Origin of the sequence: Sphingomonas faeni (assembly GCF_040407565.1) — a bacterium.
GTDB lineage: Bacteria > Pseudomonadota > Alphaproteobacteria > Sphingomonadales > Sphingomonadaceae > Sphingomonas > Sphingomonas faeni_F.
Window position 1 is genome coordinate 476,316 of sequence record NZ_JAPZPR010000001.1, and the last position, 18,175, is coordinate 494,490.

16 protein-coding genes are annotated in these 18,175 nt (G+C 66.8%); 5 read left to right on the plus strand and 11 right to left on the minus strand.

Annotated features, from left to right (window positions below; all coding sequences use genetic code 11):
* Positions 1-41: 41 nt before the first annotated feature.
* The 5 genes from O6Y00_RS02010 to O6Y00_RS02030 form a co-directional block, all read right to left on the minus strand.
* The gene (locus O6Y00_RS02010) at positions 42-1,331 is read right to left on the minus strand and encodes an adenylosuccinate synthase (RefSeq protein WP_056061123.1); all 1,290 of its coding nucleotides are present in this window, start codon (positions 1,329-1,331) and stop codon (positions 42-44) included.
* Positions 1,332-1,360: 29 nt separating this feature from the next.
* Entirely contained in the window at positions 1,361-2,461 is a 1,101-nt protein-coding gene (locus O6Y00_RS02015; protein WP_353440978.1) for an ATP phosphoribosyltransferase regulatory subunit, read from the minus strand.
* Positions 2,458-2,778 carry an endonuclease domain-containing protein gene (locus O6Y00_RS02020; RefSeq protein ID WP_056485277.1) on the minus strand — a complete coding sequence of 107 codons (321 nt, stop codon included), beginning with the start codon at positions 2,776-2,778 and terminating at the stop codon, positions 2,458-2,460. Before O6Y00_RS02020 ends, O6Y00_RS02015 begins: the two co-directional genes overlap by 4 nt.
* A 152-nt stretch (positions 2,779-2,930) precedes the next feature.
* Positions 2,931-4,508 (minus strand): phosphoglycerate dehydrogenase, encoded by a 1,578-nt coding sequence (gene serA / locus O6Y00_RS02025; protein ID WP_353440980.1) that lies wholly within the window; start codon positions 4,506-4,508, stop codon positions 2,931-2,933.
* Positions 4,509-4,634: 126 nt separating this feature from the next.
* Positions 4,635-5,789 carry a phosphoserine transaminase gene (locus O6Y00_RS02030; protein WP_353440981.1) on the minus strand — a complete coding sequence of 385 codons (1,155 nt, stop codon included), beginning with the start codon at positions 5,787-5,789 and terminating at the stop codon, positions 4,635-4,637.
* Between the two features lie 210 nt (positions 5,790-5,999).
* Between O6Y00_RS02030 and O6Y00_RS02035 the strand changes: the two genes are divergently transcribed.
* Both O6Y00_RS02035 and O6Y00_RS02040 read left to right on the plus strand, forming a co-directional pair.
* Positions 6,000-6,653: an extensin family protein gene (locus O6Y00_RS02035; RefSeq protein ID WP_353440982.1), complete on the plus strand. Its 654-nt coding sequence runs from the start codon at positions 6,000-6,002 to the stop codon at positions 6,651-6,653.
* 46 nt (positions 6,654-6,699) lie between these two features.
* Positions 6,700-7,584, plus strand: a complete 885-nt coding sequence (locus O6Y00_RS02040; RefSeq protein WP_353440983.1) for a TIGR00730 family Rossman fold protein — start codon at positions 6,700-6,702, stop codon at positions 7,582-7,584.
* Positions 7,585-7,948: 364 nt separating this feature from the next.
* Here O6Y00_RS02040 and O6Y00_RS02045 read toward each other — a convergent pair whose 3' ends face one another.
* Positions 7,949-8,665: a c-type cytochrome gene (locus O6Y00_RS02045; RefSeq protein WP_353440984.1), complete on the minus strand. Its 717-nt coding sequence runs from the start codon at positions 8,663-8,665 to the stop codon at positions 7,949-7,951.
* Between the two features lie 104 nt (positions 8,666-8,769).
* Here O6Y00_RS02045 and O6Y00_RS02050 point away from each other — a divergent pair, with 104 nt between their 5' ends.
* Positions 8,770-9,672 (plus strand): prephenate dehydratase, encoded by a 903-nt coding sequence (locus tag O6Y00_RS02050; protein WP_353440985.1) that lies wholly within the window; start codon positions 8,770-8,772, stop codon positions 9,670-9,672.
* Between the two features lie 144 nt (positions 9,673-9,816).
* On the opposite strand, the gene O6Y00_RS02055 is transcribed toward O6Y00_RS02050, so the two are convergent.
* Genes O6Y00_RS02055 through O6Y00_RS02065 form a run of 3 tightly spaced genes read right to left on the minus strand, consistent with a single transcriptional unit; the run spans position 9,817 to position 12,213 of the window.
* Complete coding sequence (locus O6Y00_RS02055) at positions 9,817-11,199, minus strand: sensor histidine kinase (RefSeq protein ID WP_353440986.1); 1,383 nt, start codon at positions 11,197-11,199, stop codon at positions 9,817-9,819.
* 10 nt (positions 11,200-11,209) lie between these two features.
* On the minus strand, positions 11,210-11,875 hold the full coding sequence (locus O6Y00_RS02060) for a response regulator transcription factor (RefSeq protein WP_055881618.1): 666 nt from the start codon (positions 11,873-11,875) through the stop codon (positions 11,210-11,212).
* Between the two features lie 23 nt (positions 11,876-11,898).
* Positions 11,899-12,213 carry a hypothetical protein gene (locus O6Y00_RS02065; protein WP_353440987.1) on the minus strand — a complete coding sequence of 105 codons (315 nt, stop codon included), beginning with the start codon at positions 12,211-12,213 and terminating at the stop codon, positions 11,899-11,901.
* Between the two features lie 121 nt (positions 12,214-12,334).
* Here O6Y00_RS02065 and O6Y00_RS02070 point away from each other — a divergent pair, with 121 nt between their 5' ends.
* Together O6Y00_RS02070 and O6Y00_RS02075 are read left to right on the plus strand one after the other, a co-directional pair.
* On the plus strand, positions 12,335-14,116 hold the full coding sequence (locus O6Y00_RS02070) for an ABC-F family ATP-binding cassette domain-containing protein (RefSeq protein WP_353440988.1): 1,782 nt from the start codon (positions 12,335-12,337) through the stop codon (positions 14,114-14,116).
* Positions 14,117-14,218: 102 nt separating this feature from the next.
* A complete protein-coding gene (locus O6Y00_RS02075; RefSeq protein WP_353440989.1) occupies positions 14,219-14,440 on the plus strand; it encodes a hypothetical protein in 222 nt (73 codons plus the stop codon).
* Between the two features lie 137 nt (positions 14,441-14,577).
* On the opposite strand, the gene O6Y00_RS02080 is transcribed toward O6Y00_RS02075, so the two are convergent.
* Complete coding sequence (locus tag O6Y00_RS02080; protein WP_353440990.1) at positions 14,578-15,462, minus strand: transglutaminase family protein; 885 nt, start codon at positions 15,460-15,462, stop codon at positions 14,578-14,580.
* A 172-nt stretch (positions 15,463-15,634) separates the two neighbouring features.
* Positions 15,635-18,121 carry a circularly permuted type 2 ATP-grasp protein gene (locus O6Y00_RS02085; RefSeq protein ID WP_353440991.1) on the minus strand — a complete coding sequence of 829 codons (2,487 nt, stop codon included), beginning with the start codon at positions 18,119-18,121 and terminating at the stop codon, positions 15,635-15,637.
* Between the last annotated feature and the right edge of the window lie 54 nt (positions 18,122-18,175).

Here is an 18,175-nt window from a genome sequence, read left to right on the forward strand (position 1 = left end):
AACTGAAAAGCCGGGCGAGTGATCGCCCGGCTTTTTTCGTATCAGTCCGAGAATGGATCGCGGACGAGGATCGTGTCGGCACGCTGCGGGCTGGTCGACACCAGCGTCACCGGGCAGCGGATCAGCTCCTCGATCCGGCGGATGTACTTGATCGCCTGTGCGGGAAGGTCGGCCCAGCTGCGTGCACCCGCAGTCGTTTCCTGCCAGCCTTCCATCGTCTCGTAGATCGGCTCGACCAGCGCCTGATCCGCCGCATGCGCCGGGAAATAATCGAGCGTCTCGCCGCGCAACTTGTAGCCGGTGCAGATCGACACGGTCTCGAACCCGTCGAGCACGTCGATCTTGGTGAGTGCGATCCCGGTAATGCCACCGACCGCCGCCGCCTGACGCACCAGTACCGCGTCGAACCAGCCGCAGCGGCGCTTACGCCCGGTGACGGTGCCGAACTCATGCCCGCGCACGCCAAGGCGCTCGCCGGTCTCGTTCTCGAGCTCGGTCGGGAAAGGCCCCGAGCCAACGCGTGTCGTGTACGCCTTGGCGATGCCGAGCACGAAGCCGACCGCCGATGGCCCGAGGCCCGACCCGCCCGCCGCGGCGCCTGCGATGGTGTTGGACGAGGTAACGAACGGATACGTGCCGTGGTCGACGTCGAGCAGCACGCCCTGCGCGCCCTCGAACAGGATGCGCTTGCCGGCCGAACGCGCGGCGTTGAGGTCGCGCCAGACGGGCTTGGCGAATGGGAGGACGAAACCGGCAATCTCGCGCAATTCGGCGATCAGGCGCGCGCGATCGATCGGCGGCTCGCCGAAGCCGGCACGCAGCGCATCGTGATGCGCGGTGAGGCGATCGAGCTGCGGCCCGAGATCGTCGAGATGCGCGAGGTCGCAGACGCGGATCGCGCGGCGACCGACCTTGTCCTCATACGCAGGCCCGATGCCGCGGCGGGTCGTGCCGATCTTGCCCGCGCCGCTTGCGTCCTCGCGCAGGCCGTCGAGATCGCGGTGGAACGGGAGGATCAGCGCGCAGGTGTCGGCGATCCGCAGCGTCTCCGGGGTCGCGACGACGCCCTGTGCACCCAACCGCGCGATCTCGTCCTTCAGCGCCCAGGGATCGAGCACCACGCCGTTGCCGATGAACGACGGCGTCCCGCGCACGATGCCCGACGGCAGCAGCGACAACTTGTACACGTTGTCGCCGACGACCAGCGTGTGGCCGGCATTGTGGCCGCCCTGGAACCGCACGACCATGTCGGCGCGCTCGGCGAGCCAGTCGACGATCTTGCCCTTGCCTTCGTCGCCCCATTGCGCGCCGATGACTGCTACGTTGGCCAAACTCTATCTCCTGAAATTACGCGCAGCGCCTACAGCGCGCGGGGCTCGCCCGCCACCCATAGATGCGTGCAGACTTGTGCTTCGGGGGTGTCGCCGGCTTCGAGCGCGGCGACGGTAATCCAGCCTTGCGCGCGCATGGCGGCGCCTTCGGTGGCTGGCGTGCCGAACGGAAGGAAGAGGCGACGGCGATCGACGGTGGCAACCCGCTCGACCAAGGCGTCGGCGAACAGCGAGAAGCCCGTCGCCGCTTCCTCGGCGCCGGTTTCGTGAACGATGGTGTAGGTGCCACCGCGGCCGACTTCGCGTGCGCTGCCGTCGGCGAAGAGCGAGAAGCCGAGCCAGGTCTGGTATTCGAAGCCGTGCCGCTCGGTCGGGTCGAGCGTCAGCGCAACGCGGCCGTCAATCGCTTCAGCAATTCGCGCAAGGCCGTCGAGGCGGGAGGCGAGCGCGCCGGTCGTGTCGAACGCGCGAAGGCGGTCCATCGCCTGGTCGAACGGCCCTGCGGCTTCGATCAGCGGGAGGTAGGCGGGCGCGAGTGCCGCGACGGCACCGGCGTCCTTCGCATCGAGCCGATCGCGCAAGGTTGCGACGAGGTCATCCGCGACCGGCAACGGCCCAGCGGCGAGCGTCGGCACTAGGTCGGGCAGCGTGAAGTCAATCGACGCACCGGTAACGTCGGCGGCCGCGATCATGTCGACCGCGACCGCGACGAGTTCCTGCGCGGCGGCGACCGAGTCCAAGCCGATCAACTCGCAGCCAATCTGCCGGGTCTCACGCGCGGGCGCGAGCTGTGACGCCCGCAGCTTAAGCACCGACCCCGCATAGCTCAGCCGAACCGGCCGAGGGTGGTGCCCCATCCGAGTGGCGGCGATCCGCGCGACCTGCGCGGTAATGTCCGGCCGGATCGCGAGCGTGCGCTGCGACACCGGATCGACGAAGCGCACTGCGTCGTGGAGGCCACCCGCTTTGAGGCGCATCTCGAGCCCGTCGGCGAATTCGGCGAGCGGCGGATCGACGCGCTCGTAGCCATGGAGACGCGCGGCTTCGAGCACGCGGGCTTCAAGTGCCGCTGCCGAATCGGCGACCGGGGGGAGGCGATCTCGGAAACCTTCGGGGAGGAGTGCGGTCATCGTATCAGGTCCATGCGTGTCACAAGTGCATCGCCCAACACCTGCAACACGCCTTCGAGATTGGTCATCACATCGGTATTGGCGAAACGGATCACCCGATATCCCTGCTCTTCCAGCCACGCCGTCCTGCGGGCGTCGCGTGCTTGGTCGGTGTGCGTATCGCCGTCAAGCTCGACGACCAGCATGTGCGAACGCGCGACGAAATCGGCGATAAACGCGCCGATCACGACCTGGCGGGTGAACTTCACCCCTTGGAAGCGCTTGGCGCGAACTTCGTACCAGAACCGCATTTCTGGCCCGGTCTGCCCGGACCGCATCGCCTTCGCCCGGCCCAACATGCTGTCATAGGTTTTGGGCACGACTCCCTCTCCCCTTTGGGGAGAGGGCCGGGGAGAGGGGCCGCCCCAAACGCCGCCGCCCGGTACTGCCCCTCTCCCCTACCCTCTCCCCAAGGGGAGAGGGAGTCTTGTTAGAAGTTCAGGCCCATTGCGGTCTTTACGCCGGGGAGCGCGCGGACCTTGGTCAGCAGGTCGGGCGTCACGGCTTCGTCGACCGAGAGGAGAAGCACAGCCTCGCCACCCGCCGAGCGACGCCCGAGGTGGAACGTCCCGATATTCACCCCAGCCTCGCCAAGCGCAGTCCCGAGACGACCGATGAACCCCGGCGCATCCTCGTTGACGACGTACAGCATCGGCCCCGCCAGATCGGCCTCGATCTTGATCCCCAGCAGCTCAACCAACCGAGGTGCCGAATCACCGAATAGCGTGCCGGCGACAGACCGCTCGCCATCCTCGGTCTTCACCGAAACGCGCAGCAGCGTATGGTAATCCGCCTCACGCTCGGTACGCACTTCACGCACCTCAAGACCACGCTCACGCGCCAGCACCGGCGCGTTGACCATGTTGACGGTCGCCGTCTGCGTCTGGAGATAGCCCGCCAGCACCGCACTCACGATCGGCTTCGCGTTCAGATCGGCCGCCGCGCCCTCGGTATGCACCGAAATCCGTGACACCGCGCCGGTGGTGAGCTGCCCGACCAGCGACCCCAGCTTCTCCGCCAGCGCCATGTACGGCTTGAGCTTCGGCGCCTCCTCCGCCGACAGCGACGGCATGTTGAGCGCATTGGTGACGCCGCCCGACATCAGGAAATCGGCCATCTGCTCGGCGACCTGGATCGCGACGTTGACCTGTGCCTCGGTCGTCGACGCGCCGAGATGCGGCGTGCTGACGAAGTTCGGCGTGTTGAACAGCGGCGAAGTCTTGGCGGGCTCCTCGACGAACACGTCGAGCGCGGCGCCGCCGACCTGCCCCGAATCAAGCGCCGCCTTCAACGCGACCTCGTCGATCAGGCCGCCGCGCGCGCAGTTGATGATGCGGACACCCTTCTTGGTCTTGGCGAGCGCCTCGGCCGAGAGGATGTTGCGCGTCTGGTCGGTCAGCGGGGTGTGCAGCGTGATGAAGTCGGCGCGCGCGAGCAGTTCGTCGAGCGTGACCTTCTCGACGCCGATCTCGATCGCGCGCTCGGGCGTCAGGAACGGATCGAACGCGACGACCTTCATCTTAAGGCCGCGCGCACGGTCGGCGACGATCGAACCAATATTGCCTGCACCGATCAGGCCGAGCGTCTTCGACGTCAGCTCGACGCCCATGAAGCGGTTCTTCTCCCACTTGCCGGCCTGCGTCGAAGCGTCAGCTTCCGGGAGTTGCCGGGCGAGCGCAAACATCAGCGCGATCGCGTGCTCGGCGGTGGTGATCGAGTTGCCGAACGGCGTGTTCATCACGACCACGCCCTTCGCCGAGGCGGCGGGGATGTCGACGTTGTCGACGCCGATGCCGGCGCGGCCGACGACCTTCAGGTTGGTGGCGTGCTCGAGGATTTCCTTGGTAACCTTGGTCGAACTGCGGATCGCGAGGCCGTCATACTCGCCGATGATCGCGATCAGTTCGGCGGGCGTCTTGCCGGTGATCTCGTCGACCTCGACGCCGCGCTCGCGGAAGATCTGCGCCGCGCGGGGATCCATTTTGTCGGAGATGAGGACTTTTGGCATGGGATTTCTTTCTTCTCCCTCTCCCCTCCGGGGAGAGGGTCGGGGTGAGGGGTGGTACGGGGAGGTGGCGTGCGTGGCAGCCCCTCACCCCAGCCCTCTCCCCGGAGGGGAGAGGGAGCGAGAAAATTAAGCGGCCTTGGCGGTCGCGTAGGCCCAGTCGAGCCAGGGGCCGAGCGCTTCGATATCGGCGGTGTCGACGGTCGCGCCGCACCAGATGCGCAGGCCCGGAGGCGCGTCGCGGTAACCCGCCACGTCGTACGCCGCGCCAGCGTTTTCGAGCGCCGAGGCCATCGCCTTGATCAGCGCCTCGTCGGCACCCTCGACCGTCAGGCACACGCTGGTCTTCGACCGCGTCGCCGGATCAATCGCAAGATGGCCGAGCCAGTCGCGCTCCGCCACGATCTTGTCCAAAGCCGCCGCGTTCGCATCCGAACGCTTGATCAGCCCGTCCTGCCCGAGCGACTTCGCCCATTCGAGGCTGAAGATCGCGTCCTCGACGGCCAGCATCGACGGCGTGTTGATCGTCTCGCCCTTGAACACGCCCTCGGTGAGCTTGCCCTTCGAGACGAGGCGGAACACCTTCGGCAACGGCCACGCCGGCGTGTAGCTCTCCAACCGCTCGACCGCGCGCGGCCCGAGGATCAGCACGCCGTGCGCGCCCTCGCCGCCGAGCACTTTCTGCCACGAGAAAGTCGCGACATCGATCTTCGTCCAGTCGATGTCGTACGCGAACACTCCGGAGGTCGCATCGGCGAAGGATAGGCCTTCACGGTCGTCCGGGATCCAGTCCGCGTTCGGCACGCGCACGCCACTGGTGGTGCCGTTCCAGGTGAACAGCACGTCGTTCGACCAGTCGACCGAACCCAGATCGGGCAGCTGGCCGTAATCGGCGCGCACCACCGTGGGGTCGATCTTGAGCTGCTTCACGGCATCAGTGACCCAGCCTTCGCCGAAGCTTTCCCACGCCAGCGCGGTGACCGGCTTGGCGCCCAGCATCGTCCACATCGCCATCTCATACGCGCCGGTGTCGGAGCCGGGGACGATGCCGATGCGGTGCGTATCGGGGAGCTTCAACAGTTCGCGCATCAGGTCGATGCTGTACTGAAGGCGGGTCTTGCCGATCTTCGAGCGATGCGAGCGACCGAGCGATGCGGTAGCGAGCTTGTCCGCGGACCAACCCGGAGGTTTCGCGCAAGGACCGGAGCTGAAAAAGGGACGTGCCGGCTTCGTAGCAGGCAGCGCAGGCGCACCTGTAGCGGGTGCGTAGGTCGTATCAGTCATGTATCTCTCCTCACAGAGAGCACGCGCGGCGTTGGGACCGCGTGGCCCGTCGCCGGCCCTAACGGCGTTCGCGGGGGTGTCAACCTTCCCTTGTCCGTTCGCCCTGAGCGAAGCCGAAGGGTACCTTCCCATACAGCCAAGTGCTTCAACTTCGCTCAGCACGAACGGAGAAAGGGTGACAAGCAGGGCCAAGGCAGGGATTATACGGGCATGTATCGCGTATTTTATCCCCTTCTCGTCATCCTCGCGCTCGCCGCCTGCGGACGTGCAGATCGCCCCACGGTGCCGACCACGACCCGCCCCAATCTCTCCGTCCCGAGCAACCGCGAGACCGCGCACTGCCTTGCCGACCTGCGCGAGTTGCACGTGTCGTTCCAGGTCCTCCCCGACCGCGAGACCGGGCCCGGTTGCGGCCTCGCCGGCACTGTGAAGCTCGTCGATATCGGCGTGCCCGTCGCCAACCTCACCGCGGTCCGCTGCGGCGAAGCGCGCGCGTTCATCGGCTGGACGCGTAACGCGGTTGCGCCGGCCGCGTACCAGATGCTCGGCAGCGAACTCGCGCGGGTCGACAGCATGGGGAGCTACGCATGTCGCAACGTCGTTGGCTCCACGCGGGGTCCTGTCCGCCGCTCGGGCCACGCGATCGCCAACGCGATCGATATCGGCGGGTTCGTACTGAAGGACGGCCGGCGAATCACGGTGCTCAACGACTGGAACTCGCCCGACCCGCAGGTCCGGCAATTCCTCCAGACGATCCGCGCGTCGGCGTGCAAGCGGTTCGGCACGGTGCTCAGCCCGGACTACAACGCCGCGCACCGCAACCACCTCCACCTCGAAGACGATCATGCCAATTTCTGCCGCTAGCGCACCGCTCTAGCCCTCCTCTCGCGTTTCCTCTAATCTCGCCTGAATGACCGATACACGAGTACCATCGCGCGTTTTTCCGAACGCCAGCCAGGATGCCGAGTCCGCCCGCGACTCCGTTTCCACCCCCCAGACGCAGCACCCGCATTACCGGCTCGCCTTCCAGGACATGGATTTCCTGTTGCGCGAAGACCTGCGGCCGGTGCGGTTCCAGCTCGAACTGCTGAAGACCGAACTCGTCCTCGACGAGGCGAAGATCGGCTCGACGTTCGTGTTCTACGGCTCCGCGCGCATTCCCGAGCCATCGAAGGCGCAGGCGTTGCTGACGCTCGCCACGGACGAGAAGTCGAAGAAGATCGCCGAGCGGCTGGTCGAGAAGTCGAAATATTACGACGTCGCGCGCGAGCTGGCCGCGAAGGTCAGCGTGCTGCCGCGCGACGAGCGTGGCTGGCGGCAGTTCGTGGTGTGTTCGGGGGGCGGTCCGTCGATCATGGAAGCCGCCAATCGCGGCGCGGACGACGTCGGCGCCGAGTCGATCGGGCTGAACATCGTCCTGCCGCACGAGCAGGCGCCGAACCCGTACGTCACGCCGTCGCTGTCGGTGCAGTTCCACTATTTCGCGCTGCGCAAGATGCACTTCCTGCTCCACGCGCGCGCGCTCGCTGCGTTTCCGGGTGGGTTCGGGACGTTCGACGAACTGTTCGAGCTGCTGACGCTGATCCAGACGGGGAAGATCCAGCCGATCCCGGTGCTGCTGTTCGGGCGGGCTTTCTGGGAGCGGGTCGTGAACTTCGACGCGCTGGTCGAGGAAGGCGTCGTCAGCGAGAAGGACCTCGGGATTTTCCGCTACGTCGAGACCGCGGACGAGGCCTGGGACGCGGTGCAGTCGTTCTACCGCGAGCGGGCCGAGAAGGAAGCGGCCGAGGGCTGAGCTTTTCCCTTTTTCTAACAACCACCTCAAATCCGTCATCCCGGCGCACGCCGGGACCCATGGACACGGAGCGCCCGCTTATGACGCGGACCGCAACCGTGGGTCCCGGCTTCCGCCGGGATGACGGGGGGGGCGGTAAGCGGCACCCTTGTTCCGTCTTCTTCCGCCGTTTTCAGCCCCCCCGGGGCGGGGGAAGACCTGACGAAGAGGATGAGCCTCGCCGACCATTCTAGCCATAACGGCAATTCTGCTCCCTCTCTCCCTTGCGAAGAGAGGGCTGGGGTGAGGGGCTGTTCCAGGCGCTGTACTGCTTGGCAGCCCCTCACCCCGACCCTCTCCCCGGAGGGGAGAGGGAGTAGGAAGGTTACTTCTCCGAGCGGGCGCCCTTGCGTGCTGCTTCGGGATCCACCGACGGTGCACCCGAGGCGGGGGTCCCGGTGTTCGCGATGTCCGCGGTCGGCGCGCCCTTCGTAGCAGCAGCTTCCGCCGCATTCGCCGTCGCCGGCTGATCCTTCGCCGCCGCATCCTTAGCCGCAGGAGCAGCGCCAGCCGCAGGCGCCGCCGGCAACGGCAGGTTCGAACCCTGCTGGTTCAGATACAGGATCACGTTCGCCCGGTCCTGCGCGTTGCCGAGCCCGGCGAACGTCATCTTCGTCCCCGGCGCGAACTTGCGCGGCGAGGTCAGCCACGCGTTCAGCTTGTCGAAGTCCCACTTGCCGCCGACCCCGGCCAGCGCCGACGAGAAGGCGTACCCGGCCTTGCCCTTGGCGATCTCCTCGCCGACCGTGCCGTACAGGTTCGGGCCGACGCCGTTCGCGCCGCCCTGGTTGATGGTATGGCAGGCGGCGCACTTCTTGAACACTTCGGCGCCCTTGGCGGCGTCGGCGGTCGGCAGCAACGAGGCGATCGGCACTTCGGCGGCCGCGCCCTCGCCGCCCTCGGCGACGACGCCCTCGATCGCATAGCCCATCTTCTCGGGGCGCTCGCCGTGGAACATCATCCCGCCGACGATCGACAGCCCGAGCGCCGCACCACAGCCTGCGAGCACCCAGCCGGCGATCGTATTGGTCCGATTGTCCATCTTGCGCATCCGCCCTGTTCTGTTTGGGATAGCCATAGAAAACGCGAGCGCGCACCGCAAGCCGCGCTTGAACATGGCCTCTCCGCTCTCTAGGCGCCCGGCTCATGGAAAACTTCGCCGTACCCGCCCGCCCGATCGTCGCGCGGATGACCGAGGCCGCCGCCGCCGAGCCCGCGCGTGCCGTCGCGTTCCAGGGTGCGCCGGGTGCCAACAGCCATGTCGCGGCGGTCGAGGCATTCCCCGATGGCCTGCCGCTCCCCTGTTTCGATTTCTCCGATGCGATCGACGCGGTGAAGGACGGCCGTGCCGACTGCGCGATCATCCCGATCGAGAATTCGTTGCACGGCCGCGTCGCCGACATCCATTTCCTGCTGCCCGAATCGGGGCTGGTCATCACCGGCGAGCATTTCCTGCCGATCCGTCACGCGCTGATGGGGGCGGGACCCCGCGACGGTATTCGCCAGGCGATGAGCCATCCGCAGGCCTTGGGCCAATGCCGGCATTGGTTGAAGGCGCATGGTATCGAGCCTGTGAGCTATCCCGACACCGCAGGCGCTGCTGCGGTGGTGGCGGAGCTAGGCGACCCGGCGATCGCTGCACTCGCACCGCCTGCCGCCGCCCGGCTTTACGGGCTTGAGTTGCTGGCGACCGACATCGCCGATGCGGACCACAACACGACGCGGTTCGTGGTGCTGGCGCGTGGCGGCAAGCCGCCCGCGGCGCAGGACCCGGTCGGCGGGGATTGGATGACGACGCTGATCTTCGAGGTGAAGAACGTGCCCGCCGCGCTGTACAAGGCGGTTGGCGGGTTCGCGACCAACGGCGTCAACATCACCAAGCTCGAGAGCTACCAGCGCAACGCTAGCTTCTCCGCGACGGAGTTCTACGCGGACGTGGTCGGGAAGCCGGGCGACGCGAATCTCGATCATGCGCTGGAGGAACTGGGGTTCCACTCGAAATGGCTGCGGGTGCTGGGGACGTATCGGCAGGCGCGGCCTCGGGGGTGATGCGATCCTGATCCTCCCCCGCCAGGGGGAGGTGGCGCCGTAGGCGACTGAGGGGGAGGGCGCGGAGCAAGCGTGGCGCCTGCCTCCCCCTCCGTCTGGCAAGGGCCAGCCACCTCCCCCTTGCGGGGGAGGATTGAAGCGACCTCAGTTCGCTGCCGGCAACCGCAACCGCACAAGCAATCCACCGAGGTCCTCGCTTTCTTCGAGCGCAACGGTCCCTTCGTAGATCTCCGCCACGTCGCGCACGATCGCCAAGCCGAGCCCAGTCCCCGGCTTGCCCGTATCCAGCCGTACGCCCCGGTCGAAAATCCGCACCCGTTCCTCTTCCGGAATCCCGACGCCGTCGTCCTCGACCAGGAACTCGACGAAACCCGATTGCGCGCCGACCGTCACGAACACGCTGCCGCCGCCGTATTTCGCGGCGTTCTCGATCAGATTGCCGAGCATCTCGTCGAGATCCTGCCGCTCGACGTGGACCTGGAGCCCGCGCGGGCCGGTCACGTCGATGCGGACGTGGCGATAGAGACGCCCGACGGCGCGCTCGACCGATTCGAGGCTCGGCCACACGTCGGCACGGCTATGCGCAGACCCGCGGCGCCCGACCGCCCGCGCCCGAGCAAGATGATGGTCGACCTGCCGCCGCATCGTCCGCGCCTCGCGTATCACCGTATCGGCGAGGTCGTCGGACTGCGCGGTGGCGGCGTTCATGATCACCGTCAGCGGCGTCTTGAGCGCATGCGCGAGGTTGCCGGCGTGGCGCCGCGCCTCCTCCGCCTGGCGCTCGTTATGCTCGATCAGCGCGTTCAGTTCCTCGACCATCGGCGCGACCTCGACGGGCATCGCGCTCGACACGCGGTTCGACTGGCCGGCGCGCATCCGGGCGATTTCCTCGCGGACGCGGCGCAGGGGCCAGAGTCCGTAGAAGGTCTGCAGCGCGGCCATCACGATCAGTCCGAGCGCGAGCAGTGCGAAACTGCGGACGAGCGTGCGGCGCAGGGTGGTGATCTGCGCGTCGAGACCGTCGCGGCTTTGCGCGACCTGGAACCGCCAATGCACCTTGGAGCCGGGGATGACCGCGTCGCGCTCGACGATCCGCAGTTTTTCGTCCGGGAATTGTGTGCTGTCGTAGAAATGCGCATTGCGGTCGTCATGCGTCCCGCCGAACGCGAGCCGCCGATCCCAGAGCGAACGCGACGGGAAATCCTCGCGACCCTTGCCGGAGACTTGCCAGTACAGCCCCGAATAGGGCTCGACGAAGCGCTGGTCGGCGGCGGCGTCGCGCGTGAAGATCACTTCGCCATCGGGGCCGATCTCGGAGGAGTTCAGCAGCGAGCGCAGGACGTATTCGAGCTGATCGTCGAAATTGCGTGTCACTGCCTGCGACAGAACGCGGTCGAGCGCGAACCCGCCGCCGCTGAGCAGCACGACGATCCACACCGCGGCGATCAGGATCATCCGCCGCGACAGCGATCCTTTCACGGCCGCCGGTACGCGGATCGGTACATCTGTCGGCGGTGCAGTATCCATCGTCAGACGATCAGGCGTCCGGATCTTCGAGGCTGTAGCCGAGGCCGCGGATCGTCGTGATCACGTCCTGGCCAAGCTTTTTGCGGATGCGCGTCACGAAGACCTCGATCGTGTTCGAATCGCGATCGAAATCCTGATCGTAGATATGCTCGATCAGCTCGGTACGGCTGACCACCTTGCCCTTGTGGTGCAGCAGGTAGCTCAGCAGCTTGTATTCCTGCGCAGTCAGCTTCACCGGCTCGCCGGCGCGCGTCACCTTGCCGCTGCGCGTGTCGAGGCGAATGTCGCCCGCGGTCAGCTCGGACGACGCATTGCCCGACGCACGGCGGATCAGCGCCCGCAGACGCGCGATCAGTTCCTCGCTCTGGAACGGCTTGGCGACGTAGTCGTCGGCGCCCGCATCGAGGCCCGCGACCTTGTCCGACCAGCTGTCGCGCGCGGTCAGGACAAGGACGGGCATGACCTTGCCCTCTTTCCGCCAACGATCGAGCACGGTCAAACCGTCGATCTCGGGCAGGCCGAGATCGAGCACGACCGCGTCGTAATTCTCGGTCGAGCCGAGGAAATGCCCCTCTTCGCCATCAACGGCGAGGTCGATGGCATAGCCGGCACCTTCGAGGGTGTTCTTCAATTGCTGGCCGAGATTCGGCTCGTCCTCGACGATCAGAACGCGCATGATTCTCCTCTCTATTGGGGTTTTCAGCGACCCGTGCGGCCGACGATCTGGCCGGTACGGCCATCTACGTCGACCCAGATGACGGTTCCATTGCGCAGGTATTTGAGCGTGTAAATGGCACTGCCCGAATCATAGTCGAAGCCGAGATACTGCGCGTCTCCCATGGTCGGACGCACGCGCGCCTCGATCTCGCGGACCGACAGCAGGCGACCCGTCTTGCGCCCCTCGAACGCGGACATCTGATCGCTGCGGCGTTGTTCGGCGCCCGCTCCCATAGGAGCGGCACCGATCAGCACGGGCGCCGCGGCCAGGGTTGCAAGGAAAAGCAGCATCTTCATGGGCGTGGCATAGCGGCCCGGCATTGAACAGCCTGTGAATGGGGCGGCCCCCGGTACTGAGGCACGTTACCATGACGGTGTAACTTGCCTGCATCACTTCGCACCCCTACGTGGCGCGAACATGGCAGCACCAATCTTAGCATTCGAAGGCCTCGGACTCGTCCAGGGCTCGGGATGGCTCTTTCGCAATCTCGACATCCATATCGGACCGCGCGACCGGCTCGCGCTGATCGGCCGCAACGGCGCCGGCAAGACGACCTTGCTCAAGCTGCTCGGCGGCAGCGTCCAGGCGGACGAGGGACGCAGGACGATCGTCCCCGGCACGCGCGTCGTCATCCTTGAGCAGGAGCCCGATCTGCGCGGCTTCGCGACGCTGCGCGATTACGTGATGGCGGGCGACGATGCGCCGGTGAACTACGAGGCGGATTCGATCGCCGACCAGCTCGGCATCGACCTGTCGCGCGAGGCGGCCTCCGCCTCGGGTGGCGAGCGGCGTCGCGCGGCGATCGTCCGGGCGCTGTCGCAGGACCCCGATGTGCTGCTGCTCGACGAGCCGACCAACCATCTCGACATCGGCGCGATCGAATGGATCGAGGACTGGCTCAAACGCTTCCGCGGCGCCTTCGTCGTCATCAGCCATGACCGTACGTTCCTGACCCGCCTGACCAAGCAGACGCTGTGGCTCGATCGCGGTGCGATCCGACGTGCCGAGATCGGCTTTGGCGGGTTCGAGGCGTGGACCGAGCAGGTCTATGCCGAGGAACAGCGCCAGGCCGAGAAGCTCGATGCGCGGCTGAAGCTGGAGGAGCATTGGCTGCTCCGCGGCGTCACCGGGCGGCGCAAGCGCAACCAGGGCCGCCTCACCAAGCTGCACGAGATGCGCGCCGAACGCGCGTCGATGATCGGGCCGCAGGGCTCGGCGAACCTGACGACCGCGAGCGACGACACCAAGTCGAAGGTCGTGATCGACGCGAAGAACGTCACCAAGGTGTACGGCGACCGCACGATCATCGGCGACTTGACGCTTCGTGTGACGCGAGGCGACCGCATAGGCATCGTCGGCCGCAACGGCGCGGGCAAGTCGACCTTGCTCAAGCTGCTGACCGGCGAGATCCAGCCGGACAGCGGAACGATCAAGCTCGCCCAGACCCTGGATGCGGTGGTGATCGACCAGCAGCGCAGCCTGATGGCACCAGAGAAGACGGTCCGCGAAGTCGTCGTCGACGGCGGCGAATGGATCGACGTGCTCGGGGTGCGCAAGCACATCCACGGCTACCTGAAGGACTTCCTGTTCGACCCTAACATGGTCGATGCGAAGATCGGTTCGCTGTCAGGCGGCGAGCGCTCGCGACTCCTGTTGGCGCGCGAGTTCGCCAAGCCGTCGAACCTGCTGGTGCTCGACGAGCCGACCAACGATCTCGATCTCGAGACGCTCGACCTGTTGCAGGAGGTGATTGGCGATTACGACGGCACCGTGCTGATCGTCAGCCACGACCGCGACTTCCTCGACAGAACCGTGACGATCACGCTCGGGCTTGATGGCTCGGGCACGGTCGACGTGGTCGCGGGCGGCTACGAGGATTGGGAAAAGCGCCGCGTCTCGACGACGACTGGCAAGCGGGCGTCGAAGAAGGTCGCGGCGACGGCTCCGGTCGCTGCGGCGCCTCGTGCAAAGCTGACGTACAAGGACCAGCGCGATTACGAGTTGCTGCCGAAGCGGATCGAGGAGCTCGACAAGCAGATGGCCAGCGATGCGGTGAAGCTCGCCAAGCCCGACCTGTACATGCGTGACCATGCGACGTTTGCTAGGCTGACCAAGGCGATCGAGACTGCACGCGCGGAAAAGGAAGCCGCCGAATTACGCTGGCTCGACCTCGCCGAGATGGTCGAAGGCACAGCGTGATACGAAAGCAACACTGTCCGATTGGATACGCTTTAGTCGCGGAACGAATTGACAAATGTTGCGTTGCAATGCACGGACGTGGGAATAACTCTGGAGATGTATATGAAGCTTAAGGCACTTACCGGCGGTGCGCTTGCACTTGCCATGATGACCACTTCGGTTGCAGCGACGGCTGCTCCTGTTTCCGTGCGCGCCGGTTCGGTGACGACGGACAAGAGCGAACTCGCCGGCGGCGGCGGCATCTTCGCGATCCTGATCGCAGCAGGCGTTGCTGCTATCGGCATCGTTGCGATCGTCAAGGACGACAACTCCGACAGCAACTGATTTCCTGGCCGACTCCGAAAGGAGTGGCCAAATCAGTTGACGACGAGCCGGTTCCGAAAGGGGCCGGCTTTGTTGTTTTTGGCGTTGATTGCCTTGTGGCGCTTCTCCGATTTGGCAGGGCCTCGTATTTGCAATCGCTACGGACCGTATGAGGGCGCCACATCGACACTGACGTCCATGTGTTGCGCGCCCGACCCCAGGACGACTCCGTCGACGGGCGCGATCTCCGCATAATCGCGGCCCACCGCCATCACGATGTGATCGCTTGCCATCCAGATCCCGTTGGTCGGATCGACCCCGACCCAGCCGCGCACCGGTCCGCACCACAGCAGCACCCACGCATGCGTCGCATCCGCCCCGACCAGCCGCGGCTGGCCCTCGGGCGGGATCGTCCGGATATACCCGGACGCATACGCCGCCGGCAGCCCCGCCGCTCGCAAGCCTGTGATCATGATCTGCGCGAAATCCTGGCACACGCCCTTGCGCTGGAGGAACGCCTCGTGCGGCGGCGTATCGACCAGCGTCGCGTCGGCGTCGAATTCGAACTCCACCTGGATCCGTCGCGCGAGCGCGATCCCCGCCTCCAGTGCGCCGCGCGAAGGATCGAGATCGACCGCGCAATAGTCGGCGATCGCCTGGTCGAGCGGGATCAGCGGCGAGGGATAGATGTAGTTCGCCGGACTCGCCGCGGAGAGGTCGGTGCTGGCCCGCGCCATCGCCGCGATCTCCCCAAGCGTCGGATCGCTCGCGTCGGGCACCGGCACGAGCCGATCCACCGTCATCCGCGACCTGCTCTCGATCGTCAGGTGGCGAACCGGGCTGTCGACGACCAATCGCGTCACGTTGGCCAGCCCCGCCTCTGCCCGCGCCGCGCTGGTACGCCCGGCCGGATGCACCGACAGCGCATAGCTATCGAGATGCTGCCCCGGCCAGTCGATCGGCTTCAACCGCAGATTGCACCGCGCAAACTTCACGCTCGCGCCGTAATCGAACGTCGTGACGTGGCGAATATCGTAGATCATGAACGGAACCCGCTGCCCATCGACGAGAGGGAAGCGCTTTTCTTGCCCCCTCTCCCCTCCGGGGAGAGGGCTGGGGTGAGGGGCTGTTCCGGGCACAGCATTGCTTGGCTGCCCCTCACCCCGACCCTCTCCCCGGAGGGGAGAGGGAGTAGGTTGCGCACGGTCACGCCCCTCACGCCAACGTCAGCCCACTAGTCCGCAACGGCTCCGCACCCTGCAAGAAATACCGCCGCGCCAGCGCATCCGACACTGCGCCGAGCCGCCGCTCGATATCCCCCAGCGTCTCCGCATCCAGCTCCGCCGCGGTCGACGTCATCACGATCGCCTGCAACCCGGTCGCTTGAGCCTGTTGCGGCTCCGCCATCTCGTCGTCGCTCAGCACCGGCAACTCCGCCAACCGCGCCGCAATCCGCTCCGCCGAAAACGCGAGGCTGCGCGGATTGCCCGGATCGAGCGCCACCAGATCTATCACCGGCACCCGCGCGATCCCCGTCGGATAGCGCTGCCGATAACTGATCTGGCTATCGGCCAGGTCGAGCAGCACCGACAGATCGTCCGGCGACGCGCCCGGCATCCCGAACAATCGGATCGCGCGCGCCATCGCCATCGCCCGCTCGATCCGCCGCCCGAGATCGTGAAAGCGCCACGCCGCCGTCCGCCCCATATGCTCCGCCGACAACCCGGCGATCGCGGCATAGCGCCGTTGCAGCGAGCCAGCCCGTTCCAGCATTCCGCGATGCGTCGGGAAGGGCGCCTCAAGCAGCCGCACCATGTCCGCCGACAACCGATCGCGCGAGCCTTCGCCGATCTCGCGCGCGTGGCGGTTGAGCGTCAGGATCGACTGCCAGCGCTCGTCCTCCATCGCGGTGCGGGCGAGCGCGGTCAGGTCGGCGCGGCGCAAGCTCGGCGGATGTGGCGCGCTGCCCGCCCCGACGATCAACCCTACCAGCTTGCCGACCGTGGTAGGGGACAAAACAGCGCCGCCGTCGACGTCGATCGAATTGCCGAGCATCACCCGGATCGCGCCGAGCAGCGCTTCGCCGCGCTCCAGATAGCGCCCGAGCCAGTAGAAATTGTCCGCTACCCGGCTCGGCAACGTCCCCGGATTGCGGCGGACCTGGAGCGAGTCCGCGGCGGTCAGCAGCGACACGGGCGCGACTGGCTCGGCGCCATAGATGCAGACGTCGGCGGACCAGATGCCTTCGCCCATCACCGCCGCCCGCGCGTCGGGATGCTCGCCGATCCGCGCAAACCCGCCGGGGAGGACGGTCCATTCGCCGTCGCCGTTACGCGCTGCGAAGACGCGCAGAGTAAACGGGCGAGGGACGAGTGCATCGCCGACCACGACCGGCATCGTCGAGAGCTGGACCAGCTCTTGCCCCACGTAATCCTGCGGCCGATTCGCCATGTCGGCGAGCAGGCGCGTCCTGTCTTCGCCGGCGATGTCGGCGCCAGCGATCGGGCCGCCGGTCATGCCGAGCGGACGCGAGTGGAACGCCGGACCGATCAGCAGGCGATCGAAATTGGCTTCGACCTGCGCGCGCGCGCCGTCCTGCCCACACCACCACGTCGCGATATTGGGGAGGAGCAAATCTTCGCCGAGCAGCGACTTCGCGAGCTGTGGCAGGAATGCCGAGAACGCGGGCGCCTCCAGCACGGCCGAGCCCGGCGCGTTCGACAGCACGACGTGGCCGGCGGCGTAAGCATCGATCAGCCCGGGCACGCCGATCTGCGAATGCGTGTCGAACGCCAGCGGATCGAGCAGCCGCGGGTCGAGCCGCCGCCACAACGCATCGATCCGCTTAAGCCCGCCAATGGTGCGGACATACACCTTGTCCTCGAGCGCGGCGAGATCGGCGCCCTCGACCAGCAACAGCCCGAGATACCGCGCGAGATGCGCCTGTTCGGGATAGCTCGGGTTGAACCGGCCGGGTGTAAGCAGCCCGATCCGCGGGTCGGTTCGCTTGCACATCGCCGCGATGCCGGCGCGGAAGGCGGCAAAGAACGGCGCGTGCCGCTGGACGTTGAGCCGATCCTGCAACCCGCCGAGCGTACGGCTGACCGCGATCCGGTTCTCCAGCGCATAGCCGGCGCCGGCGGGTGCGCGGAGGTGATCGGCGAGCACGCGCCACTCACCGGTCGGGCCGCGGCCGAGATCGATCGCGATGAAATCGAGATGGCGGCCGCCGGGCGGGTCGAGCCCGACCATCGGCCGCAGGAAGAACGGACTGCCGGTGACGAGCGCGGCGGGGATGTTGCCATCGGCGACCAGCTTTCCCTCGCCGTAGAGGTCGGCGATCACCGTCTCCATCAACGTCGCGCGCTGGATCACGCCGCGCTCGATCCCCGCCCATTCGCCGGCCTCGATCAGCAAGGGTACGGGCGAGACGGGCCAGGGGCGCTCATCGGGTTCGTCGGCGATGCGGAAGCCGGTGCCGATGTCGACCGCATGCCGCTGGACGCGTTCGCGGATGTGGCCGAGGTCGTCCGAGGCGACCATCGCGAGTTCTGCGAACATCGCCGCCCAGGCGGGGTCGGCATCTTCGCAGAGCACGTCGGCACTGGTGCTGCGCGCGCAATAGTCGGCGATCCAGCGCTCGGCATGAACCGTCGCGTCGAAAAGGGGCGCGGTGTGCGTCGCCGTGTCCGCCGTGTTCAATGCCTCAAGCCCCCGAATACAGGCGGTGGTGTTTCACCTTTCGACGCGGCGGTG

Excerpts from the sequence above, each read along its gene's own strand:
- O6Y00_RS02045 (WP_353440984.1), bottom strand. The coding sequence starts at position 8,665 with ATGGACAATCGGACCAATACGATCGCCGGCTGGGTGCTCGCAGGCTGT.
- O6Y00_RS02040 (WP_353440983.1), top strand. The coding sequence starts at position 6,700 with ATGACCGATACACGAGTACCATCGCGCGTTTTTCCGAACGCCAGCCAG.
- O6Y00_RS02080 (WP_353440990.1), bottom strand. The coding sequence starts at position 15,462 with ATGATCTACGATATTCGCCACGTCACGACGTTCGATTACGGCGCGAGC.
- serA (WP_353440980.1), bottom strand. The coding sequence starts at position 4,508 with ATGCCAAAAGTCCTCATCTCCGACAAAATGGATCCCCGCGCGGCGCAG.
- O6Y00_RS02015 (WP_353440978.1), bottom strand. The coding sequence starts at position 2,461 with ATGACCGCACTCCTCCCCGAAGGTTTCCGAGATCGCCTCCCCCCGGTC.
- O6Y00_RS02075 (WP_353440989.1), top strand. The coding sequence starts at position 14,219 with ATGAAGCTTAAGGCACTTACCGGCGGTGCGCTTGCACTTGCCATGATG.
- O6Y00_RS02020 (WP_056485277.1), bottom strand. The coding sequence starts at position 2,778 with ATGCGGTCCGGGCAGACCGGGCCAGAAATGCGGTTCTGGTACGAAGTT.
- O6Y00_RS02055 (WP_353440986.1), bottom strand. The coding sequence starts at position 11,199 with ATGGATACTGCACCGCCGACAGATGTACCGATCCGCGTACCGGCGGCC.
- O6Y00_RS02060 (WP_055881618.1), bottom strand. The coding sequence starts at position 11,875 with ATGCGCGTTCTGATCGTCGAGGACGAGCCGAATCTCGGCCAGCAATTG.
- O6Y00_RS02030 (WP_353440981.1), bottom strand. The coding sequence starts at position 5,789 with ATGACTGATACGACCTACGCACCCGCTACAGGTGCGCCTGCGCTGCCT.
- O6Y00_RS02065 (WP_353440987.1), bottom strand. The coding sequence starts at position 12,213 with ATGAAGATGCTGCTTTTCCTTGCAACCCTGGCCGCGGCGCCCGTGCTG.
- O6Y00_RS02070 (WP_353440988.1), top strand. The coding sequence starts at position 12,335 with ATGGCAGCACCAATCTTAGCATTCGAAGGCCTCGGACTCGTCCAGGGC.
- O6Y00_RS02050 (WP_353440985.1), top strand. The coding sequence starts at position 8,770 with ATGGAAAACTTCGCCGTACCCGCCCGCCCGATCGTCGCGCGGATGACC.
- O6Y00_RS02035 (WP_353440982.1), top strand. The coding sequence starts at position 6,000 with ATGTATCGCGTATTTTATCCCCTTCTCGTCATCCTCGCGCTCGCCGCC.